The organism is Methylobacterium sp. D54C (assembly GCF_053345595.1).
In genome coordinates, this window is record NZ_JBKFAK010000005.1 from 191,121 (window position 1) to 212,525 (window position 21,405).

General features: G+C 73.7%; 17 protein-coding genes and 1 tRNA gene. 8 read left to right on the forward strand and 10 right to left on the reverse strand.

All coding sequences use genetic code 11. From position 1 onward, the window contains the following. Nucleotides 1-6: 6 nt before the first annotated feature. Complete coding sequence (locus ACLBYB_RS14335) at nt 7-246, forward strand: hypothetical protein (RefSeq protein WP_056532465.1); 240 nt, start codon at nt 7-9, stop codon at nt 244-246. Nucleotides 247-328: 82 nt separating this feature from the next. On the opposite strand, the gene ACLBYB_RS14340 is transcribed toward ACLBYB_RS14335, so the two are convergent. The 4 genes from ACLBYB_RS14340 to ACLBYB_RS14355 all read right to left on the reverse strand — a co-directional run bounded on the left by ACLBYB_RS14340 (nt 329) and on the right by ACLBYB_RS14355 (nt 4,123). Then, nucleotides 329-1,186, reverse strand: coding sequence for an alpha/beta fold hydrolase (locus tag ACLBYB_RS14340; RefSeq protein ID WP_447699158.1), 858 nt, complete (start codon nt 1,184-1,186; stop codon nt 329-331). Then, on the reverse strand, nt 1,183-2,436 hold the full coding sequence (locus ACLBYB_RS14345; protein ID WP_447699159.1) for a multidrug effflux MFS transporter: 1,254 nt from the start codon (nt 2,434-2,436) through the stop codon (nt 1,183-1,185). Before ACLBYB_RS14345 ends, ACLBYB_RS14340 begins: the two co-directional genes overlap by 4 nt. Then, entirely contained in the window at nt 2,427-3,710 is a 1,284-nt protein-coding gene (locus tag ACLBYB_RS14350) for a glycosyltransferase (protein WP_447699160.1), read from the reverse strand. The genes ACLBYB_RS14345 and ACLBYB_RS14350 overlap by 10 nt, the downstream gene beginning before the upstream one ends. 110 nt (nt 3,711-3,820) lie before the next feature. Further along, nucleotides 3,821-4,123, reverse strand: coding sequence for a hypothetical protein (locus ACLBYB_RS14355; protein WP_447699161.1), 303 nt, complete (start codon nt 4,121-4,123; stop codon nt 3,821-3,823). Nucleotides 4,124-4,497: 374 nt separating this feature from the next. Here ACLBYB_RS14355 and ACLBYB_RS14360 point away from each other — a divergent pair, with 374 nt between their 5' ends. The 4 genes from ACLBYB_RS14360 to ACLBYB_RS14375 all read left to right on the forward strand — a co-directional run bounded on the left by ACLBYB_RS14360 (nt 4,498) and on the right by ACLBYB_RS14375 (nt 11,999). Next, on the forward strand, nt 4,498-5,259 hold the full coding sequence (locus tag ACLBYB_RS14360) for a response regulator (protein WP_042669822.1): 762 nt from the start codon (nt 4,498-4,500) through the stop codon (nt 5,257-5,259). A gap of 2 nt (nt 5,260-5,261) precedes the next feature. Beyond that, the gene (locus tag ACLBYB_RS14365; RefSeq protein WP_447699162.1) at nt 5,262-6,290 is read left to right on the forward strand and encodes a cytochrome-c peroxidase; all 1,029 of its coding nucleotides are present in this window, start codon (nt 5,262-5,264) and stop codon (nt 6,288-6,290) included. After that, nucleotides 6,287-8,749: a two-component system VirA-like sensor kinase gene (locus ACLBYB_RS14370; protein WP_447699163.1), complete on the forward strand. Its 2,463-nt coding sequence runs from the start codon at nt 6,287-6,289 to the stop codon at nt 8,747-8,749. The genes ACLBYB_RS14365 and ACLBYB_RS14370 overlap by 4 nt, the downstream gene beginning before the upstream one ends. 208 nt (nt 8,750-8,957) lie before the next feature. Beyond that, nucleotides 8,958-11,999 carry a PAS domain-containing protein gene (locus ACLBYB_RS14375; protein ID WP_447699164.1) on the forward strand — a complete coding sequence of 1,014 codons (3,042 nt, stop codon included), beginning with the start codon at nt 8,958-8,960 and terminating at the stop codon, nt 11,997-11,999. 86 nt (nt 12,000-12,085) lie between these two features. On the opposite strand, the gene ACLBYB_RS14380 is transcribed toward ACLBYB_RS14375, so the two are convergent. After that, nucleotides 12,086-12,832, reverse strand: a complete 747-nt coding sequence (locus ACLBYB_RS14380; protein WP_447681175.1) for an SDR family oxidoreductase — start codon at nt 12,830-12,832, stop codon at nt 12,086-12,088. Nucleotides 12,833-12,928: 96 nt separating this feature from the next. Here ACLBYB_RS14380 and ACLBYB_RS14385 point away from each other — a divergent pair, with 96 nt between their 5' ends. Next, nucleotides 12,929-13,834, forward strand: a complete 906-nt coding sequence (locus tag ACLBYB_RS14385) for a cupin domain-containing protein (RefSeq protein ID WP_447699165.1) — start codon at nt 12,929-12,931, stop codon at nt 13,832-13,834. Nucleotides 13,835-14,209: 375 nt separating this feature from the next. Beyond that, entirely contained in the window at nt 14,210-15,388 is a 1,179-nt protein-coding gene (locus ACLBYB_RS14390) for a DUF1624 domain-containing protein (RefSeq protein WP_447699166.1), read from the forward strand. A gap of 79 nt (nt 15,389-15,467) precedes the next feature. Here ACLBYB_RS14390 and ybaL read toward each other — a convergent pair whose 3' ends face one another. Continuing rightward, nucleotides 15,468-17,342 (reverse strand): YbaL family putative K(+) efflux transporter, encoded by a 1,875-nt coding sequence (gene ybaL / locus ACLBYB_RS14395; protein WP_056532444.1) that lies wholly within the window; start codon nt 17,340-17,342, stop codon nt 15,468-15,470. Between the two features lie 878 nt (nt 17,343-18,220). Here ybaL and ACLBYB_RS14400 point away from each other — a divergent pair. Further along, nucleotides 18,221-18,460 (forward strand): hypothetical protein, encoded by a 240-nt coding sequence (locus ACLBYB_RS14400; RefSeq protein WP_447699167.1) that lies wholly within the window; start codon nt 18,221-18,223, stop codon nt 18,458-18,460. Between the two features lie 53 nt (nt 18,461-18,513). On the opposite strand, the gene ACLBYB_RS14405 is transcribed toward ACLBYB_RS14400, so the two are convergent. The 4 genes from ACLBYB_RS14405 to ACLBYB_RS14420 form a co-directional block, all read right to left on the reverse strand. After that, nucleotides 18,514-19,062 (reverse strand): metal-dependent phosphohydrolase, encoded by a 549-nt coding sequence (locus ACLBYB_RS14405; RefSeq protein WP_447699168.1) that lies wholly within the window; start codon nt 19,060-19,062, stop codon nt 18,514-18,516. A gap of 58 nt (nt 19,063-19,120) precedes the next feature. Then, nucleotides 19,121-19,321 carry a hypothetical protein gene (locus ACLBYB_RS14410; protein WP_056532440.1) on the reverse strand — a complete coding sequence of 67 codons (201 nt, stop codon included), beginning with the start codon at nt 19,319-19,321 and terminating at the stop codon, nt 19,121-19,123. Nucleotides 19,322-19,640: 319 nt separating this feature from the next. Continuing rightward, nucleotides 19,641-19,715 (reverse strand) — tRNA-Gln (locus tag ACLBYB_RS14415). 82 nt (nt 19,716-19,797) lie between these two features. Next, nucleotides 19,798-21,375 (reverse strand): aldehyde dehydrogenase (NADP(+)), encoded by a 1,578-nt coding sequence (locus ACLBYB_RS14420; protein WP_447699169.1) that lies wholly within the window; start codon nt 21,373-21,375, stop codon nt 19,798-19,800. Nucleotides 21,376-21,405 lie beyond the last annotated feature (30 nt).

The window sequence follows — 21,405 nt, forward strand, 5'->3', positions numbered from 1 at the left end:
GTCCTCATGGTTGCAGGGCTGGCGAATACGGACGACGTCTTCGAGACGCTGCTCCGACGGACGATCACGGACTTCGTGATCGGCGGTATGGACCACGGGATCCCGGACGAGGACGGCCTGATCGTCCGCCTGAGACAGTACGAGCAGCGGGCGCGCCAGGAGCAGCTGAGCTCCCAGACGCTCCAGGTCATCTCGTCGGCGCGGCGCCTCCTGGGCGACCGGACGGAGGCCGGCCGGGCGTCCTGACGCGCCCCGCGCGACGGGTCGCGGGACGGCCTCCGCGGAGGGGCCCGCCCCGCCTGACGGGCGTTGGTCCCGCGGCGTCCCGCTACCGCGCGCGCGGCCGCAGGCCGACCGCCAGGAAGCGCTCGATCATCGCGTTGACCTGCTCGGCCACCTCGATCGTGTTGAAGTGGCCCGCCAGCAGCGTCTGGGCGGTGACGAGCTGCGGGCAGAGCTCCCGCAGCCGGTCGAGGTCGCGGGCCTCCGCCACGAGCGGTACGTCCGCCGAGATGTAGGCCATCGGGACCCGGCAGGCGCGCGCGGCCGGGACGGGATCGTGGGCCAGCACCATGTCGCGCAGCGCCGCGTAGGCCACGTGCTGCGGTGTCCGCTGGCAGGGGCCGAGGATGAAGGTCTCGAAGATCGCCTTCCGCCGGGCCGGGTGGTCGTAGGCGCCGCCGATCGCCCAGGCCATCTCCCGCACGACGGACCGGTAATCCGGGCCGCCGACGCCCGCCAGCAGCCCCTCGATCGCGGCGCCGCCCGCCGCGTCCGCCGACGGCAGGACGATCGAGTCGATCATGACGAGGCCGGCGGCGAGGTCGGGATGGCGGCCGCACAGCTCCAGCGCCACCGCGCCACCGAAGCTGTGGCCGATCACGATCGGCTTCACGAGGCCCAGCGTCCGGCTCTGCCACGCGACGTCCTCGGCGAAGCCCGCGACCGTGTAGTCGCGCTCCGGCGCGTCGCTGGCGCCGTGACCGCGCAGGTCGACCGCCACGACGCGGCGCGTCCGCGAGAAGTGCCGGATCTGCGGCGTGAAGATGCCGTGGTCGCCGGTCCAGCCGTTGATCAGCAGCAGCGGCTGCCCCTCGGGGGTGAGCGGCCCGGCCTCGATATGGGCGAGCCGGCCGCCGTCGCGCTCCAGGTGGAGGGGCGGCCAGGGGGGCGGGTCGAAGATCATGCGGGTTCTCCGTGGGGCTGGGATGGGGCGCGGGTCGCCGGTCGGGCGAGACCCGCGTGGGCGGCGGTGGCCGCGAGGCAGCAGCCGAGCATCACGGCGGCCATCGACAGGGCGGACCGGCCGTCGAAGAACCGGGCGACGAGGTCGCTGGCGACGGCCGCCCCGAGCATCTGCAAGAAGACCGCGACGGCGCTGGCCGCGCCCGACGCCTCCGGGCTGCGCTCCGTCGCGCCGTGCACGGCGTTGGGCGACACGAGGCCGAAGGCCAGGGCCACGCCGACCATCGCGGCGACCACCGGCAGGCCCGCGGGCGGCCGGGCGAGCGCCGCGACGAGGAGCAGGGAAGCCGCGCCGGTCGCCAGAACGAGGCCGGCGGCGATCACCCGCGGCGGGGGGACGCCCCGGGCCGCGAGCCGCCCGTTCAGGAAGGCGCCGACCATCACCGACAGGGAACTCGCCCCGAAGACCAGCCCGTAGGCCAGCGGGCTGAGCCCGAGGGCGTCGATGAAGACCAGCGCCGAGCCGGTGATGTAGGCGAAGACCGCCCCGGCCGCCGCGGCGTTGCACAGGGCGTGGCCGAGGAAGACCCGGCTCGCCAGGATCCGCCCGTAGCCGCGCAGGATCCCCGAGGCCGGCCCGGGGCCCGCGGCCCGCCGCAGGGGCTCGTCGATGCGCCGGATCGCCACCAGGGCCGCCAGGGCGGCGGCGACCGGCGCGGCGTGGATCAGGCGCCAGCCGCCGAGATCCATCAGCCCGGCACCGACGGTCGGGGCCACCATCGGCACCACGTTGATGGTGAGGACGACGAAGGACATCCGGGCGCGCGCGGCCTCGCCCTCGAACAGGTCGCGGACCATCGCGAGGACCGCCATGCCGGGTCCCGCCGCGCCGATCCCCTGGAGGGCCCGGAACAGCAGGAAGTCCGGCAGCGTCCGCGCCGCGCCGCAGCCGAGGCTGCCCACGACGAGGAGGAGGCAGCCGCAGACGATGGCCGGCTTGCGGCCCAGCCGGTCCGAGACCGGGCCGTAGACCAGCAGCGCGCCGCCGAAGCCGAGCAGGTAGACGCCCATGGCCGCGCCCATCGCGGTGGCCGGGACGTGCAGCGCGGCCGCCGTGTCCGACAGGCTCGGCAGGATCATGTCGATCCCGAAGGTCGGGAGCGCCGCCAGCAGCCCGAGCTGCGCCGAGAAGGCGGCCGAGCCGGGGCGGATGCGGGGCCGCGCCGGCGCGGGCGCGCGGATCAGGCCCAAAGCCGGTCTCCGCCCCGGGCGCCGCCCCGGTCCGCGGAGGCCCGGCGCGCCGCCACCATCGCGTCGATCTCGCGGACGAGGCCGCCCGCGTCGAGATCCGCCCGCACGGCCGCCCCGAGAACTGCGGCGGCCCTGCGGAAGCCCGGCTCCGTCAGGAGCCGGCGCGCCGCCGCGGCGATCTCGGCCTCGCCCGCGTCGGCGGGCAGGCGCAGGCCGGCGCCGCGCAGGGCGACGCGGGCGGCGTTGTCGGCCTGGTCGCGGGCCAGGGGGATCACCAGCAGCGGCGCGCCGTGCAGCAGGGCGCGGCTGACCGTCCCGTGACCGCCCTGGCACACCACCAGGTCGGCCTGCGCCATGAGGGCGTCGTGGGAGGCGGCCGCCACGACCCGGACGGCGGCGGGGGCGGCCAGGTCCGCGGGCCCGACATTCGGTCCGGTCGTCACGATGGTCTCGGCCTCGACCGCGCCGACGGCGCGCGCGACGCGCCGCAGCAGGTTGGTCTGGTTCTGGGCGCCGGTGCTGCCGGCGACGAGGATCCGCCGCCGTCCCGTACCGGACCACGCGTGCCCCGTCCCGCGGGACCAGCCCGGCTCGTCGAGCAGCGGGCCGATGTAGCGGTAATTGGCGGGCAGCGCCTGCGTGTCGAAGTCGAAGGCCCGGCTGACGGCCAGCAGGACGCGGTCGGCGCGATCGAAATGGGCGAAGGCGCTGGCGACCGGCGGCAGCCCGAAGGCGCGCCGCGCGGCGTTGAGCGCCGGCCGGCCCCGCTCCATCGCTGACACGATGGCGGCCGTCGCCGCGTCCACCGCGTCCCGCTCCGCCTCGGTCCGCGGCGGCGTCAGGCCGCTCGCGGCGGGCGGAATGCCGGGGAGCGGGCGGATGCTGATATGCGGCGACAGGACCGCGTGCGGCAGGTCGGCCGCCTCGGCCGCCAGGGCGCAGCCGGGCAGGAGGTCGAGGCTCAGGACGGCATCGGTCGGGAGGCGGCGGATCTCGTCGAGCGTGTCGGCCGCGTAGGCGCCGGCCGGGGAGAACATCGTCTGCCGCAGCCAGTCCGCGAGATCCGAGAAATCGGCCGGGTCGGCGTCGAGGCCGGTCGGCGCGCGGCGCCAGCCGACGAACGGGAAGCCCGCCGCCTCGACCTCCCCGCACATCGCCGGGTCGGCCATGACGCGCGGGCGGTGCCCCGCCCGGCGCAGCTGCCGGGCCGCCGTGAGCACGGGGCTGAGATTGCCGGTGGTGCCCCACGAGATGCAGAGGACGTTGAGCGACATGATCTGGATATCCCGAGATGATCGCGCGCGGAGACGCGCGGAGGCCGCGACTCGGCTGACCTCCCTGGAACGGTTTGAAAGACGACGTGGAGCTCTCGACGACAGGAGCGTCAGGTTCGGTGCCGATTTCTGCTGCTGATATCGCGCAGAAAATCGACGTAGTCCGGGTGGATACTGTGAATGCATCCGCCGAATGCGAAGCTGATTATCAGCGCGTCGAGCAGCCATCGTCCGTGGCGGGCGAGCGCCGGTCGCGGCGCGGCGATCGGGGACGAAGCCGGGCCGCCGCGCTCCCGCGCCGGGCGTCCCGACGGACCGGGAAGACCCGCGGCGGGCTTCCGACAGTCGGGCTCGGACTTGCAGAGATTTCGGTGAAGGTGCGGACCGATCTCCGGGATCGCGGCGTCAGTCATGATCACCTCTCTATTGCGAGAGCATGATCCTGATTTCCGCGGGTTACATCCCGGTATCTCAACAAGATGATCTCGGTTACAGCCGTAACGGTGGCGATATCGTTTGTTCGATACGGTACGTGCTGGGACGAATGCTCGCGCTGTGCTGCCACGCACAATATGGAGCGCGCAATCTTTTAGGGGGCGTGGTATCAACTCAGCCGTGTAAGGCCCGATGACCGGACGCGCTCAGATTGGCCGCCGGGGCGGGCCGGCGACGGACGCGAAGGACATCCGGGTGGCGCTATCAGCCCGACCGGACGCTCCTCCCGCTCCCCGAACCGGCGCGTCGAGATCGTGCCGTCGCGGCGGGCCGCCGCGAACCGGAGGTGGCCATGATCGAATCCAGTCTGGACCGGAGTCAGGGTCGGAGCGCGCGCGCCGGCACGACCCGCATCCTCCTCGTCGAGGATGACGCGGGCATGCAGCGCATCGTCTCGGACCACTTCGCCGACCACGACGTCGCCGTGACGGCGGCGACCGACCGGGCGGAGGCGGAGAAGCGGCTCGCGGAGGCCGAATTCGACCTCGTCGTGCTGGACCTGCGGCTGGGCTCGGAGAACGGGCTCGACCTGCTGCGCGACCTGCGGGCCCGGAGCGACCTGCCGGTGATCATCACCACCGGCCATCGCCGGGACGAGATCGACCGGGTGATCGGCCTCGAGCTCGGCGCCGACGATTACCTCGTGAAGCCCTACGGGCTGCGCGAGCTGCTCGCGCGGGTCAGGGTCATCCTGCGCCGGGCCGAGGTGGCGCCCGCCCCGGCGCGGGTCCAGGAATCCCACCGCAGCCGCTTCGAAGGCTGGGTGCTCGACCGGCGTCGCCGGCGCCTCACCAATCCCGACGGCGCGGATGTCGCGCTCAGCAAGGGCGAGTACGCCCTGCTGGTGGCCTTCCTCGACGCGCCCCAGCGCCCGCTCAGCCGCGAGCAGCTTTTGCAGGCCACGCGCGTCCACGAGGACGTGTTCGATCGCAGCATCGACGTCCAGATCCTGCGGCTGCGGCGCAAGCTGGAGGTGGATCCGAGCGCGCCGCGCCTGATCGTCACCGAGCGCGGCGTCGGCTACGTCCTCGCCGCGACCGTCGAGAAGCTGTAGCCGTGACCCGGTTCCGGGCCGGCCGATGGCGCGTCGCGGTCGCGGCGCTCCTCGGCAGCGCCGCGGCGCTCCTCGCCGCGGCCGCCCACGAGAGGCCAGCCGGCCACGACAGGCCGGCCGACACCGCGCTCTCCGCCGAGGCGGCGGACGCGCTGGGGGTGATCACCCCGGTGCCGGACACCCTGGAGGCGGACCCGGCCCGGGCCGCGATCGGCCGCCTGCTCTTCACCGACACGCGGCTGTCACGCGGAGGCGACCGGGCCTGCATCACCTGCCACGACATCCGCACCAGCGGCGCGAGCGCGGTGCCCCGGAACCTGACCGCCGACGGCACGCCGGTTCCGCGCAACACGCCGACGGCCTTCAATGCGGCGCTCAGCTTCCGGCTGGGCTGGGCCGGCGACATCCCGAGCCTGCGCGAGCAGGCCGAGCTCGCCCTGACGCGGCCCGAGTTCCTGGGCGGTTCCTGGCCCCGGATCCTCGACACGGTGCGCGGCGACCCGGTGCTCGCCCCGATGTTCCAGGCCGCCTACGGGCGCGCGGCCGACCGGGAGACGGTGATCGACGCGATCAACAGCTTCGAGCGCACGCTCCTCACACCCGACAGCCGCTTCGACCGCTGGCTGCGCGGTGACGCCCACGCCATCACCGGCGCGGAGCAGGCGGGCTACGACCTGTTCCGCCGGATCGGCTGCGCGTCCTGCCACCAGGGCGTCAATGTCGGCGGCAACCTGTTCGAGAAGGTCGGGATCTTCGTCACGATCCCCAACAAGGTCGCCGAGGTGCTGCGGGTGCCCAGCCTGCGCAACGTCGCCGTCACGGCGCCCTACTTCGACGACGGCGGGATCGCCACGCTCCCCGAGGCGGTGCGGCTCATGGCGCGGGCGCAGCTCGGCCGGGAACTCACCCCCGCGCAGATCGACGGGATCGTCGCCTTCCTCGGGACCCTGACCGGCACCTACCAGGGCCGGCCCCTGACCGCGCCGCCAGCGCCCAGCGCAGCCTCTCAGGACGGCAAGCCGCAGCTATGAGACTGACCCTGCAGGCCGTCACGCTCGGCGCGCTGCTCGCGGCGCTGCTGACGTGGCTGCTGATCAACGGCAACGGCGGGATGGAGGCCGCCTACCTGGCGACCCAGCGGACCGTCGACGCCCTGGCTCTGGCCGAGTCGCGCATGCAGCACGACGTGCTGCGGGCCCGGACCGGCCTGCTGCGCAACTACGACCCGATCGTCGCGCACCTGCGCGAGATGCAGAAGGCCGGGGCCGACCTGCAGGCGAGCAATGCCGGGGATCCCGACGTCCAGGCGCTGGCCGAAGCGGTGGAGCGGGAGGCCGCGATGGTCGAACGGTTCAAGACCGGCAACGCCCTGGTGCAGAACTCGATCGCCTATTTCGACTCGCTCAGCGACCGGCTGTCCGAGTCGGACATCGCTCCCGGCCTCGCGCGCGCGGTGGCCGCGCTCCAGATCCGCATCTCGGAGCTCGTGCGCGACTCGACGCCCGCGCGCCTCGCCGACATCCGCACCCGTCTCGAGACGTTGCACGCCGCCGACGGGGCGGCCGCCCGGGCCGGCGACGTCGACGCCATCGTCCTGCACGGGCGCCAGCTCCTGGAACTGCTGCCGCACGTCGACGCGGTCACGCGCTCGCTGCCGGCCTCGTCGAGCGAGGCGGCCCGCGAGGCGCTCCTGGAATCCCGGCGAAGCCTCCGCGACCGGCGCCAGGCCCGGGCGGACGGATTCCGCCTCGCGCTCTACGCCGTCGCCCTCGCGCTGCTCGCCCTCGTGGTCCGCGTGGGGGTGCTGATGCGTGCCGGGACCCGAATCCTGCGCCGGACCGTGGATTTCCAGACCGTCGTGGCGCAGGCGGCCAACCGCTTCCTGGCGATCCAGCCCGACGAGACCGACACGCGCATCGTGGACGTCCTCGCCATGGTGGGCGAAGGGCTCGACACGGATCACGGCTACGTTCTCATGCTCGACGGCACCGGCGCGGTGCATCTCTGGAACCGGCCCGGCCTCGCGCCGCCGAGCGGCTGGCCGGCGGCGCAGCAGGCCCTCGTTCACGACGTCGCGGCCGCCGCCAGCGACCTCATCTTCGTCGAGGTGGCGGACGAGACCGGGCCGCCGGCCCTGCGCCGCTCCCTGGCCGAGCGCGGCGTCGTCTCGTGGGCCTGCGCGCGGCTGCGCCGGGGCGATCGGATCGTCGGCCTGCTCTGCTTCGAGCGCACCACCTCCGGCCTGCCGCCCTGGCTGCGGCACTCGCGCGGCCTGCTGCAGGTCGTCGCCGACAGCTTCGCGGCCGCCCTGGAGCGACAGCACGTCTGGGCCGAGCGCCGGGAGATCGAGGCGGCGCTGCGCCGCGCCCAGCGGCTCGAGGCCATCGGGACCTTCGCCAGCGGGGTCGCCCACAACATCAACAACGTCCTCAACGTCATGTTGGGCCACGCCGAGATCGCCGGGGACGCCCTGCCGGCCCATCCGGGGCGGGCGGCCGAGCATATCGGGCTGCTGGTCCAGGCCGGCGGCCGCGCGCGCGAGATCGCCGGCCAGATCCTCGATTTCGGCCGCCCCGCGCGCTCCGCGCAGTGCACCAGCGCGGCGGACGCGGTGGTCCACGAGACCGTGGCGCAGATCCGGGCCTCCACGGCCGGACCGGCCACGATCGCGCTCTCGGGCACCGCGGCGGGCGCCCGCGTCGGCGGCGAGCCGGCACAGCTGCAGCAGGTCGTCCACAACCTGATCCGCAACGCCGTCCAGGCCTCCGCGCCGGGCGCGGCCGTCGACGTGCGACTCGACCACGTCGCCCTGCCGCGGTCGAGCGCCCTGACCCACGGCACCCTGCGGCCCGGCGCCTACGTCCGGATCCGCGTGTCCGACACCGGCCGCGGCATGGACGAGGCCACGCTCGCGCGGATCTTCGAGCCGTTCTTCACCACCCGACCGGCCGGGACCGGCCTCGGGCTCGCCACCGCCTTCGAGTTCGTTCAGGAGCACGACGGCGCCTTCGACGTGCGCAGCGCGCCGGGCAGCGGCAGCACCTTCGCGGTGTGGCTGCCCGTGATCCCGCAGGCCGCGGCCGGCGCGGCGGCCGGCGGGACCGTGATGCTGGTCGGGCGCACGCGCCGGTCGGTCCAGGACGACGAGGAGACGCTGGCGGCGCTCGGCTACGAGCCGGTCGGCTACGCGGACCCCGAGGCGGCCCTGGCCGTCCTGCGGCGGGAGCCGGGGCGGTTCGATCTGCTGATCGTCGACAACCGTCTCGCCGATCTCTCGGGCCTCGCCTTCGCGCACCGCGCCGCGCGGATCTCCGGGCGGCCGATCGTGCTCTCGCTGTCGTCGACCGACGCGGTGCAGCCGGAACTCCTCGCGGCGGTTCCCGTCGCCGACATCGTCCGGCGGCCGTGGCGCTCGAACGCCCTGGCGCTGACGCTGCGGCGCCATCTCGCCTCCGCCGACCCGGCGCGTCGCCCGGCCGCCGTCTCCTGAGGGCACCGGCGGCATCAGGATCCTGCGATCCGGCCACGCGGGCGCTATCCCGGCTTTGACAAGCTCGGCGTCACGTGGGACCGGTCTGGCATGCCGGGCGGCCAGATGCGCGATGCCGCCCCGACGATCGAACGGGCCGGGTCGAGTCTCGCCGAGACCCCGTCGCGCGAGGAACCCCCGATGCCCGTCGAAGCCGCGTCAGGACGCCATGCACGGGAGATCTGACGCCCCGATCTGCGACCCGGCCTTCCTCGCCGACGGCGGCGCGATGGCCGTGCTCCTGCGCGCGCACGACTGGGACAGCACGCCCCTCGGCGCGCTGTTCGCCTGGCCCGAATCGCTGACGACCCTCGTCGGGGTCATGTTCGGCGCGAACCGGCCGACGTTCATCCTCTGGGGCCCCGAGCGGCGGCTCCTGTACAACGATCTCTACGCGGAGATCCTCGGCGACCGGCATCCCGCGGCCCTCGGCCGGGACTGTCTCGCGGTCTGGGGCGGGGTCGGGGCCGGTCTCGCGTCCCTCGTGGACAGGGCCTATGCCGGCCGGCCGGTCCACACGGCGGAGGGTGAGCCCCTCCTCCACGGCGACGGCGGTGCCGACGCGGCGCGCTTCGCGCTCTCCCTGGTGCCGGTCCGGGACACGGCGGGGCGCGTCACCGGCCTCGTCGGGACCTGCACGGCGATCGCCGGCCAGGCGGCCGCCGCCCGCCGTCCGCGCGAGACGGAGGCGTCGCGCCGGGACAACGAGGAGCGGCAATCCTTCCTGCTCGATCTCAGCGACACGCTCCGTCCGCTGACCGCGTCGGCGGAGATCGTCGCGGTGGCCTCGCGGCGCCTCGGCGAGCGCGTCGGCGCGAGCCGCGTCTTCTACGCCGAGATCGCCGGCAGCCTGATGAAGGTCGAGCGGGAATACGTCCGGGGCGTCGGCTCGATCGTCGGGGAGCATTCCCTGGCGGCGTTCGGCCCCGACCTCCTGGCCGCCTACCGCGACGGGACGGTGGTCGCGGTCGAGGACGTGGCCGCCGATCCCCGCTTCAGCGAGGCGGCGCGCGCCGGCCTCGGATCCCGCGAGGTCGCAGCCTTCGTCGACGTCGTGCTGTTCCGCGGCGCGGAGTGGGTGAGCCTGCTGGCGGTGCAGAGCGCGGTGCCGCGCGCCTGGACCACCGCCGAGGGGAACCTGATCCGCGACGTCGGCGAGCGCGTCAAGGCGGCGATCGAGCGCGCCCGCGCCGAGGCGGCCCTGCGCACGAGCGAGGAGCACCTGGCGGCGATCTTCGCCGGCGCCTCGGTCGGCCTGTCCGAGGTGGATGCCGCGGGGCGCTTCCTGCGGGTCAACACCGAGCTGTGCCGGATCCTCGGGCGCCCGGCCGAGGCGCTGCTGCGGCTCGGCGTCGCCGACGTGACCGATCCCGCGGACCGGGCGCCGAGCGCGGCCGCGCTGGCGCGGGCCCTCGAGACCGACCGCGACGTCGCCCTCGACAAGCGCTATCTCCGCCCGGACGGCAGCGCGATCTGGGCCAGCAGCAGCATCCGGCGCCTCGACGACGCGGACGGCAGGCTCAAGAGCCTGCTGATCGTCACGGCCGATCTCAGCCGGCGCAAGGAGGCCGAGACGCGGCTCGCCGAGAGCGAGCGCCGCCTTCAGCACCTGAACGAGACCCTGGAGCTGCAGGTCTCCGAGCGCACCGCGGAGCGCAATCTCTTCGCCACGATCGTCGAGAGAACCGACATCATGGTGATGGCGGCCGATCTCGACTACAACATCCTGGCGATCAACAAGGCGAATGCGGACGAGTTCGCGCGCATCTACGGCGTGAGGCCGAAGGTGGGCGACAACATGCTCGACCTGCTGGCCGACCAGCCCGAGCATCAGGCGCAGGTGCGGGCGGGGTGGGGGCGCGGGCTCGCCGGCGAGGAGATCACCCTGGTCGAGGCGTTCGGCGACGCGGAGCGGGCGCGCCCCTCCTACGAGATCAGCTTCCGCACCCTGCGCGACGCACGGGGCGAGCGCACGGGCTGCTACCAGTTCGTCATGGACGTCACCGAGCGGCTGCGCGGTCAGGCCGAGCTGGCCCAGGCGCAGGAGGCGCTGCGCCAGTCGCAGAAGCTGGAGGCGGTGGGCCAGCTCACCGGCGGCGTCGCCCACGACTTCAACAACCTGCTGACCATCATCCGCTCGTCCGTCGACTTCCTGCGCCGGCCCGATTTGCCGGAGGTCCGCAAGCGCCGCTACCTCGACGCGGTCTCCGAGACCGTGGAGCGGGCCGCGAAGCTCACCGGCCAGCTGCTGGCCTTCGCCCGCCGGCAGGCCCTCAAGCCCGAGGTGTTCGAGGTCGGCCAGAGGGTGCGGGCGATCGCCGACATGCTCGACACCCTGACGGGCGCGCGGGTGCAGGTCGTGACCGAGGTGCCGGAGGCGACCTGCCTGATCCGGGCGGATGTGAGCCAGTTCGAGACCGCGCTCGTCAACATGGCGGTCAACGCCCGCGACGCCATGAACGGGGAAGGCACGCTGACCCTGCGCGTGACCTGCGGCGCGGCCCTGCCGGCCATCCGCGGCCATGCCGGGTCCCGGAAGCCCTTCGCGGCCGTGTCGCTGATCGACACCGGCACGGGCATCCCGCCCGAGCGGATCGGGCGGATTTTCGAGCCGTTCTTCACCACCAAGGAGGTGGGCAAGGGGACCGGCCTCGGCCTGTCCCAGGTCTTCGGCTTCGCCAAGCAGTCGGGCGGCGACGTCGACGTGCGCAGCACCCTCGGTGCGGGCACCGCGTTCACTCTCTACCTGCCGCAGGTGGCGTCCGAGGACCGGCCGGCCGGCGACCGCCTGCCGGATGCGGATCTCGCGCCGCTCGGGAGCGGGCAGCGCGTCCTGGTTGTGGAGGACAATGTCGGCGTCGGGCAGTTCGCGACGCAGATCCTGGAGGATCTGGGCTACCGGCCGACCTGGGCGGCCAACGCCGAGGAGGCGCTGGAGGAGCTCGGCCGAGTGGGGAACCGATACGACCTGGTCTTCTCGGACGTGGTGATGCCCGGCATGGGCGGCGTCGCGCTCGCGCAGGAGCTCCGGAGGCGCGCGCCGCAGGTGCCCGTGGTGCTGACCTCGGGCTACAGCCACGTGCTCGCGCAGTCGGACACCCACGACTTCACGCTGCTGCACAAGCCGTACTCGGCCGAGCAGCTCGGCCGCATTCTGCATCGGGCCCTGGGCCCGCGCCGGAAGGCCGGCGCGCGCGCCGATCCGTCCTGAATCCGGGCTCCCGCGTCGGGATCCCGGATCTCCGGCCTGGGGCCTGCGCGGTTCGCCGCCGCCCTCAGCCAGCTCTCGACTCGCCCTCAGCCCGCCTTGGCCCACGCCACCGCGTCGGCGCCGGCCGGCAGACGCATGGGGCACGACGGGTCGGTCACCGCGCGCCACACCGCCTCCGCCACGTCCGAGGACCGGGTCAGGTCCCCGTCCGCCTGCTGGATGCCGGCGAAGACCTTCGCGGCCACCGCCGCGTAGGCTTCGGGGATGTCCATGCCCATGCGGGCGCGCGCGTTGGCGCCGAACGCGGTCTCCGGGGCCCGTCCGGGAATGACCAGCCGGGCGCGGATTCCGAACGGTTCGAGCTCCAGCGCCAGGGACTCGGTGAAGGCGTTCACCGCCGCCTTGCTCGCCGTGTAGACGGACAGCAGGTGCAGCGGGCGCTGCGTCACGCTCGACGTCACGTTGACGACGACGCCCGCGCGGCGCGCCCGGAACTGCGGCACCACGGCCCGGGTCATCGCGATGCTGCCGAGGGTGTTGGTCTCGAACACCTCCCGCGCGGCGTCCATCGAGACGCCCTCCAGCGCGTTCAGGAGCCCGACGCCGGCGTTGTTGACCAGCGCGTCGACCGGTCCGGCCGCCGCGACCGCGCGGTCGATGCTGTCGTGGTCGGTCACGTCGAGCGGCAGGATGCTCAGACGATCGGAGGGCGCCAGCAGGTCGCTCCGCGGCCCGCGCATCGTGGCGACCACGCGCCAGCCCCGTTCGAGGAAGGTGCGGGCCGTCTCCAGGCCGAAGCCGGACGAGCAGCCGGTGATCAGGATCGTGTTCATGGGAACTCCCGTGCAGAAGCGGCAACGGGGTGATAGGGAGCGCGGGCCGGACCTGATACGTGCGCAAGTCCGTTTCGCATTGGCGAGCGTCCGAGAATGCCCGATCCGCTCACCCAGGTGGTCGGCCTCCTCCGGCCGAGCGCCCCGCTGTCCAAGCTCGTCACCGGCTCCGGTCACTGGGCGGTGCGGCGCACGGATTCCGGGCTTCCGTTCTACGCCGCCGTGCTCGAGGGCGGGTGCCGCCTCGCGATCGACGGCGAGGCCGGGATCGTGCTCGGAGAGGGCGACTTCGTCCTCATCCCCGCGGCCCACGCGTTCACCACCACCAGCCTCGAGCCGCCGCCCCCGCGGCGCGCAGCGCAGCGTCCCGTCGCTGTGAGCCCCGGCGTGTTCCGGCTCGGCGACGCCGAGGGGCCGCCGAATGTCCGGATGCTCGTGGGCCACTGCGTCTTCGCGTCGAGCGACGCGGATCTGCTCGTCTCGCTGCTGCCCCGGTATGTCCACGTGCGCGGCGCCGCCCGGCTGACCACTCTGCTCGGCCTCGTGAACGAGGAGACCCGCGCCGACCGGCCGGGCCGCGACGTGGTCCTGGCGCGCCTGCTGGAGGTCGTGCTGATCGAGGCGCTGCGCGCCACCGCCGGGCCGGCGGCGCCCTCGGGACTGCTGCGCGGGCTCGCCGACGACCGGCTCGCCGCTGCCCTGCGGCGGATGCACGATCGGCCGACGGAGAACTGGACGGTAGCCGCGCTCGCGCGGGAGGCGGGCCTCTCCCGGTCCACCTTCTTCGAGCGGTTCCGCCGCGCGGTCGGGGTCGCGCCGATGGCGTACCTGCTGGCGTGGCGGATGGCGCTGGCGAAGGATCTGCTGCGCCGCGAGGCGGTCGGGATGGCCGAGGTGGCCGCGCGGGTGGGCTACAGCTCGGCGAGTACCTTCAGCGTCGCCTTCGCCCGGCACGTCGGCCGGCCGCCGATCCGGTACGCCCGCGAGCGGCCGGTGCCGTGATCCGGGCCGGCTGGCCGTGCCGCGGACGAGCCCCGGGCCAGGCCCGGACACGGCGAGGCGGCTTCCTTCCGGTCCGGCACCGGCATCGACGGTGCCAGCCGGCCCTTCGCCCCGAAGCCGAGTTCGGCTACCAGACGGAAGAGCGCTCGACCCCGTCACCCGCCGCGGCGCGACCGACGCGCCACGGCCCCTCGCGCAGGAGAACGTCCTGATCACCGATCCGCAGGCCCTCCGCGCGCAGGCCGGTGCCCGTGCGAGCCGCCGCCAGGACCGCGCCGCTCGATGGACGCCGGCATTCCGCGCGATCGCCGGCGGTGTCCGAGCCGACATCGGCACTCCCCCGCGGGGCACCCTCGGCACGGTGGCGCGCTCCTGATGGTCGCATCGTCCTGGGCGCCCGCCGCCGCGCCCGGCGGTCCGGCGGCATCGCGGCGCGTCGGCTCCATCGACGCCCTGCGCGGGCTGGTGATGCTGCTGATGCTCGTCGACCACGTGCGGGAGTTCTTCTACCTTCACGCGCAGGTCCGCGACCCGATGGACCTCGCCGCGACGCCGCCCGACCTGGTCCTGACACGGGCTGCCTCGCACCTCTGCGCGCCGGTCTTCGTCCTGCTCACCGGCCTCTCGGCGTGCCTCTACGGGCAGAGGCACGGCGCGCGGGCGACCGCCGCCTTCCTGCTCAAGCGCGGTCTGCTCCTGATCCTGCTGGAAGTGACGCTCGTCAACGTCGCCTGGGCCGGCAGCGTCCGGCCGCCGATCCTGTACCTGCAGGTGATCTGGGTGATCGGTCTCTGCATGGTGGCGCTGGCCGGCCTGCTCTGGCTGCCGCGGGCCGCCCTCGTGGCCGGGGCCCTGGTGCTCATGCTCGGCCACAACCTGCTGGACGGGGTCGCGATCCGGGCGGACGAGTCCGGCTACGTGCTCTGGTCGATCCTGCACCAGCGCGGGATGATCGCGCTGCCCTGGGGCGGGCTGGCGCGGACCTCGTACCCGCTCCTGCCCTGGATCGGCGTGATCGCGGCCGGCTACGCCCTGGGGCGGCTCTTCGCCGGCGGTGTCGACGCCGCGCGCCGACGCGCGGGGCTCCTCGGGCTGGGGGCGGCCGCCCTGGTCGGCTTCCTCGTCCTGCGCGGGCTCAACGGCTACGGCGAGCCGGTGCCGTGGCAGGCGGGGGCCACGCCGCTCGCCACGGTGCTGTCCTTCGTCAACCTGACCAAGTACCCGCCCTCGGCCGACTTCCTGCTGCTGACCCTCGGCCTCGGTCTCGGCCTGCTGGCGCTGTTCGAGGTGATGCCGCAGCGGCTCCTCGGCGGCCTGCGCGTCTTCGGCGGCGCGCCGCTGTTCTTCTACCTGCTCCACCTCGCGCTGCTGCGCGTCCTCTACGACGGCGCGGTGGCGCTGGGCCTCGCCGGGGCGTCGGGACGGGTGGAGGCCGGCTCGCCCCTCGCGCTCTGGCTCGTCGCGGCCGCCGTGAGCGTTCCCCTCTGGCTGGCGTGCCGCGCCATGGTGCGCCTGAAGCGGGCCTCGACATCGCCGGTCCTGAGCTACCTCTGACGGCGGCCCCCCGGCTGCCGACATCCGCCGCGGCCCCGTGTGGGAGCGGCCACGACCGGGCCGCCCCCGCGGTCCCGCGTCACGACAGGTCCGCCCCGTCGCGGTCGTGCTGATGGCGCAGCTCGGGGGTCCCCTTCACCGGCCCGACCGTGACCTCCGCGTCGCTCCGGCTCTCCGCGCGCGCCGTGTCGATGAAGACGCGCGCCTCGCCTTCGCGCACGCCGAGACTGCGCAGCGCGTAGAAGGACATGCCGAGGGCAAGCTCCCGCTCGCCCATCAGCACGAGGCCGACGCCGTCCTCCTCGAGATGCCGACGTTCCGCCTCGCTGTGCGTGCGGACCACGGTGTCGATCCCCGGGTTGGCGGCGCGCGCGGCCTCGACGAGGCGACGGGCCTGATGCGCGTCGGGCGTGGCGACGACGAGCAGGCGCGCGGTGCCGATACCGGCCGCTTCGAGGATGCCGGGCGCGGTCGCGTCGCCGAACACGGCCTGCGTGCCGGCCGCGCGCAGGGCCAGCACGCGGCGCCGGTCGCGCTCCACCACCACGTAGGGCAGGTCCCAGGTCTCCAGCGTCGCGCCGATGCTGCTGCCGACGCGCCCGAAGCCGATGATCACGACGTGGTCCCGTCGCGGCGGCTCCCCGCCCGAGATGGCGACGTCGGCCGCGCCCTTGCGCGCGAAGCGGGCGGCGAGGTCCGGCCGGTCGGCGAAGACCTGCTCGATCCGCGCTGCCAGGGCGAAGAAGAGCGGGTTCAGCGTGATCGACAGCAGGGCTCCGCCCAGGATCAGGTTGCGCCCTTCCTCGGGCAGCAGCTTCAGCGACAGGCCGAGCGATACCAGGATGAAGGAGAACTCGCCGATCTGGGCGAGGCTCGCGGCGATCGTCAGGGCCGTGCCCAGCGGGTGCCGGAAGGCCAGCACGATGGCGACGGCCGCGAGGGACTTGCCGACCATGATGACGCCGAGCACCGCCAGGACCGAGAGCGGCGCGCGCAGGAGGATCCCCGGATCGAACAGCATCCCGACCGACACGAAGAACAGGACCGCGAAGGCGTCCTGCAGCGGCAGCGAATCGGCGGCCGCCTGATGGCTGAGATCGGACTCGGCGAGCACCATCCCGGCGAAGAAGGCCCCGAGGGCGAAGGAGACCCCGAACAGCTCCGCCGAGCCGAAGGCGATGCCCAGGGCCAGGGCCAGGACCGCGAGGGTGAACAGCTCCCGCGAGCCGGTGCGCGCCGCCTGGTCGAGCAGCCAGGGCACGAAGCGGCGTCCGCCCACCAGCATCAGCCCCGCGAAGACCGCGACCTTGGCGAGCGTCAGAACGACGGTGAGCGCGAGGCTCTGCGCGTACTCCGGTCCGACGAGCTGGGCGACGAGGTCCGTGAGGGCGTGGGCCGTGCCGTGCCCGAGGCCCCGGGCCTCGCCCCCGAGCGAGGGCGCGAGGGCGGGCAGGACCACGAGGGTCAGCACCATCGCCAGATCCTCGACGATGAGCCAGCCCACCGCGATGCGGCCGTTGTCCGTGTCGAGGAGGCCGCGCTCCTCCAGCGCGCGGAGCAGGACCACCGTGCTCGCGACGGAGAGGGCGAGGCCGAAGACCAGGCCCTGCCCGAGGGTCCAGCCCCAGGCGAAGGCGAGGCCGATCCCCATGGCGGTCGCCGCCGCGATCTGCACCACCGCTCCGGGCAGGGCGATCGCGCGCACGGCCATCAGGTCCTTGAACGAGAAGTGCAGCCCGACCCCGAACATCAGCAGGATGACGCCGATCTCGGCGAGCTGGCCCGTGAGGTTGCTGTCGCCCACGAAGCCCGGCGTGTAGGGGCCGACGAGGACGCCCGCGACCAGGTACCCGACCAGCGGCGGCAGCCTGAGGCGCTGCGCGACCATCCCGCAGATGAAGGCGAGGGTCAGCCCGAGGGCGATGATGGCGATCAGTTCGGTCGCGTGCGGCACAGGGTCTTCACCTCCGGGGGGCGATGCGGATCGGGCGGAGCGAGCCTTTCCGAATGGCGGCCGCGATTCAACGCTCTTCCGACCGAACGCCTGTGCGAACCGCCGTCGGCGATCGCCGCGTGCCCCTCGGGCGCCGCGAAACCGCCTCCCGCCGAGCCGCGATGGTCTTCTGGAGTGCTGTCCCGCGCCAGGGCAGCGGGCGCTGCCCTCGTCCGCGCGTCCCGATCGCCCATCGTGCAGGAATCCGGCGCGCGGTCGAGGGCCGAGGCGGGTCGGGGCGGGACGAACGGCCGGGACCTGGAACCCGCAGCCTCGCCGCTGCCGGGAACGGGCGCCTCGCCGGAGCCCGCGCCGGGGGAGCGGTGCCGCCCGCGCGAGGTGCGGCAGCCTGACCGGGATGCGCGACTCCGTCACGCGGCCCGGAAGCGCGCGCGCGTCCGGCCGCAACAGGGTCGGGTATTGCTCTAGCTGTCCGTGAGGATCGACGTGAGATCCGTAAATCCCTGGGCCTCGCTCGTGAGCAGGGCCACGAGCAGCAAGCACAGGCCGCCCAGGAGTGCGACCCCGGCCGTGGCTCCCACCAGATCCGACGTCCGAATGGTCGGCTCAGCTTGACGGCTGAACAGCAAAGCTCGCCCTCTGCGAGTGTTCGGATACGTGCGGCTCACGCGATGCCCCCAGAGATCGAGGCCCCTTGTATTAACGTTCACATGATCGGCTCTTCATCCGCGCGCGAACCGCGAGCATTGTAAATCGCGTGCGCTGGCGCACGTCCAAGATCTGGGAAGAGGATGATTTGACCTTCCCTCGATTGTCCGGGCCTTGGTCGCGGGCGGCCGCTGCTCTTCGGGGACAGCTTCGGCCACCGGGCGCCGTTCATGCTGACGATCCTGTTCGCCGAGACATTCCGGGAGGTGCACGTCGTCTGGCCGACCTCGATCAATGACGGGCTGGTCGATCGCGTGAAGCCCGACACCATGCTGACCGAGATGGACGAGCGGCTTCTCCATCTGACCGTCGACGGCGGCTTCGCTGTTGCGGTGCACGCGCGCGGGCGGTTCGGCGCCGAGCTATCAGGGGTGTCGCGGCGCGGGTCGCCGCGCATGCCGCGGCCGTGACAGCGGGACGGTGCCGGTCGCGCGAAGCTTCGCCGCATGGGCAAGGCGCGGGGCTAACGCGGCCCGCTGCCTTCGACCGTCGTCGGTGAACCGAGCCAGCCCTTCGCCGCCGCCGCCGCGCGCAGGATTGCCTTGGCCGGCTCGTACTTGAGATGAAGCCGCTCGCGGGTCTCCGCGGGCAGGAGCGCCAGACGCCCGGGATCCGAATTGTCCTCGAGGTCGGCGAGCTTGACGAGGGTCGCCCGGAGGGTGCCCACTTTCGCGATGTTGTTGATCCAGGCCGCGTAGGTGACGCGACCTCCGGGCTTCGTCAGCATGGCGACCGAGGTCAGCACGTTGTCGCTGAATCCCTCCTTGGCCAAGTCGCCGAACCCGTAGCGGGTGTCCTCGACCACATCGTGCAGCCACGCGGCCTGCAGCGCCTCGTCCCGCTCCAGGTCGGACCAGAACGGGCACCCTTCCGACAGCCCGAGCACGCCGGCAGCCACGCGCGCAAGATGCTCGATATACGGCCTGCCGCCCTTGTCGACCTGGCCGTCGTGGGCGACGGTGGCCACCGTCCGCGCGTCGGCCGCCGTCCGGCGGAGGGGAGGCAGGATCACGCGGTCATCCCTTCACCGGATACGCCAGCAGGGTCGCTGTCCCGGCCATGTACCGCTCTCAGCCCGACACGAACAGCATCATCATCCGCGCCGCCGCCGCGATCTGCTCGACGGTGGCCTCCGGCATGTCGGCGACCGCCTTCTCGACGATGCTCCGGGCGATGCCGTCGTACAGGCCGATGCCCAACGCGAACGTGCTGAGACGAACCAGCACGCTGTCGGCGATCGTCTTCCGCTTCGGATCGGGCACGTCGCTCATGTCGTCCTCGGGAAACTCATGTTGATCGCGCTCTCGGCCACGAGCGGCGCAGCGTCGGCGCGGAGGCTCCTCGCCTGAGAGCGCATTTCGATGGCCTGGCCCACGTCGACGTGGTGGCCTGTCGGGAACGTGATGGGCTCAGCCGTCGCGGTCTCGCTCTCCACAGCGGTCGTCTCGGCCTCACGGTGCGGAGCGCCGGCGCCGGACGGCCCGCGGGCCGTTCGGGACCGTGCGGATTCTCGTGCCGCGGGGCGACACCGCGCGTTCCGGCGGGCCCGCTCAGTCCCGGCACCGAAGGTCCTGTTTCCCTTGGGAAATTTGGCTGGGGCGCCAGGATTCGAACCTGGGAATGGCGGTACCAAAAACCGCTGCCTTACCACTTGGCGACGCCCCAAGGTGAGCGGAGGCTGTCTAGACGCCGCGCCCGCCCCTGGCAAGCGGCGGATCGCGGCCGTCCGGCCCCTGCCCGAAGCGGCTCAGCGGCGCTCGGGCGTGCCGTCGATCCGGCGGGGCAGGCCCAGCGGGTTGGCGGCCTGGAGCGCCGCCGGCAGCAGGGCGTCGGGGACGTCCTGGTAGCTCACCGGCCGCAGGAACCGGTCGATCGCGAGGCTGCCCACCGAGGTCGTGCGCCCGTCCGAGGTCGCCGGGTAGGGCCCGCCATGCACCATGGCGTGCGCCACCTCGACGCCGGTCCCGAACCCGTCCACCAGGATCCGGCCGACGCGGCGCTCCAGGAGCGGCAGCAGGTCCCGGGCGGCCGCGTGATCCTCCGGCACGAGGTGCAGCGAGGCCGTGAGCTGGCCCTCCAGACGCTCCAGGACCGCCCGCATCGCGGCGAAGTCCGCGCAGCGCACCACGAGCCCCGAGGCGCCGAACATCTCCTCCTGCAGCTCGGGATCCGCCAGGAACACGTCCGAATCCGCGGCGAACAGAGTCGCCCGGCCCTGGGTCGCCCCGCCCTCCGCGCCCTCGGCGATGCGGGTGACGGCGGCGTGGCCGGCCACCCGCGCCACGGCCTCGCGGTAGGCGCGCTGGATGCCGGGCGTCAGCATGGTCGCGGCCGGGCTCTCGCGAAGGGCCGCGCCGGCCGCCTCGAGGAAGGCGTCGAGACCCGGACCCGGCAGCGCCAGGATCAGGCCGGGATTGGTGCAGAACTGCCCGGCGCCGAGCGTCAGCGAGGCCGCGAAGGCCTTGCCGATCGCGGCGCCCCGCGCGGCGAGCGCGCCGGGGAACAGCAGCACCGGGTTGATGCTGCTCATCTCGGCGTAGACCGGGATCGGCGACGGGCGCCCGGCCGCGATCGCCATCAGGGCGGTGCCGCCCCGGCGCGAGCCCGTGAAGCCGACGGCCGCGATCCGGGGATCGGCCACCAGCCCCTGCCCGATCGACTGGCCGGCATCGAACAGCAGCGAGAAGGTCCCCTCCGGCAGGCCGCAGGACGCAACCGCCTTCTGGACGGCGCGGCCGACCAGTTCCGAGGTGCCGGGATGGGCGGGATGGGCCTTGACCACCACCGGGCAGCCCGCCGCCAGGGCCGAGGCGGTGTCGCCCCCCGCCACCGAGAAGGCCAGCGGGAAGTTCGAGGCGCCGAACACCGCCACCGGGCCGACGGCGATCCGGCGCAGGCGCAGGTCCGGACGGGGCAGCGGCTTGCGGTCCGGAAGGGCCGAGTCGATCCGCGCCTCGACGTAGCTGCCCTCGCGGACGACGCCGGCGAACAGGCGCAGCTGGCCGACCGTCCGGGCGCGCTCGCCCTCGATCCGCGGCCGGGGCAGCCCCGTCTCGGCCATGCAGCGAGTGACGAGGTCGTCCCCGATCTCCAGGATGTTCGCGGCGATCGCTTCCAGGAAGCCGGCCCGCGCCTCCGGGTCGGTCTCGCGGAAGGTGTCGAAGGCGGCCTCGGCGAGCGCGCAGGCCCGGTCGAGGTCGCTCCGGCTCGCGCCCGGGAAGTCCGGCTCCAGGGTCTGTCCTGTGGCCGCCTCGACGGCCCGGAAGGCCGCCTCGGTGCCGCGCCGCGCCTCGGCGCCGATCAGGTTCTCGCCGCGCAGGGTCATGAGCTGCTCCTCTCGGTGGGGGTGCGGGCG

What these genes read in the sequence shown, in the direction of transcription:
- ACLBYB_RS14335 (WP_056532465.1), top strand. Translation starts at nt 7, where the DNA reads ATGGTTGCAGGGCTGGCGAATACGGACGACGTCTTCGAGACGCTGCTC.
- ACLBYB_RS14340 (WP_447699158.1), bottom strand. Translation starts at nt 1,186, where the DNA reads ATGATCTTCGACCCGCCCCCCTGGCCGCCCCTCCACCTGGAGCGCGAC.
- ACLBYB_RS14350 (WP_447699160.1), bottom strand. Translation starts at nt 3,710, where the DNA reads ATGTCGCTCAACGTCCTCTGCATCTCGTGGGGCACCACCGGCAATCTC.
- ACLBYB_RS14355 (WP_447699161.1), bottom strand. Translation starts at nt 4,123, where the DNA reads ATGACTGACGCCGCGATCCCGGAGATCGGTCCGCACCTTCACCGAAAT.
- ACLBYB_RS14360 (WP_042669822.1), top strand. Translation starts at nt 4,498, where the DNA reads ATGATCGAATCCAGTCTGGACCGGAGTCAGGGTCGGAGCGCGCGCGCC.
- ACLBYB_RS14370 (WP_447699163.1), top strand. Translation starts at nt 6,287, where the DNA reads ATGAGACTGACCCTGCAGGCCGTCACGCTCGGCGCGCTGCTCGCGGCG.
- ACLBYB_RS14375 (WP_447699164.1), top strand. Translation starts at nt 8,958, where the DNA reads ATGCACGGGAGATCTGACGCCCCGATCTGCGACCCGGCCTTCCTCGCC.
- ACLBYB_RS14380 (WP_447681175.1), bottom strand. Translation starts at nt 12,832, where the DNA reads ATGAACACGATCCTGATCACCGGCTGCTCGTCCGGCTTCGGCCTGGAG.
- ACLBYB_RS14385 (WP_447699165.1), top strand. Translation starts at nt 12,929, where the DNA reads ATGCCCGATCCGCTCACCCAGGTGGTCGGCCTCCTCCGGCCGAGCGCC.
- ACLBYB_RS14390 (WP_447699166.1), top strand. Translation starts at nt 14,210, where the DNA reads ATGGTCGCATCGTCCTGGGCGCCCGCCGCCGCGCCCGGCGGTCCGGCG.
- ACLBYB_RS14400 (WP_447699167.1), top strand. Translation starts at nt 18,221, where the DNA reads ATGCTGACGATCCTGTTCGCCGAGACATTCCGGGAGGTGCACGTCGTC.
- ACLBYB_RS14410 (WP_056532440.1), bottom strand. Translation starts at nt 19,321, where the DNA reads ATGAGCGACGTGCCCGATCCGAAGCGGAAGACGATCGCCGACAGCGTG.
- ACLBYB_RS14420 (WP_447699169.1), bottom strand. Translation starts at nt 21,375, where the DNA reads ATGACCCTGCGCGGCGAGAACCTGATCGGCGCCGAGGCGCGGCGCGGC.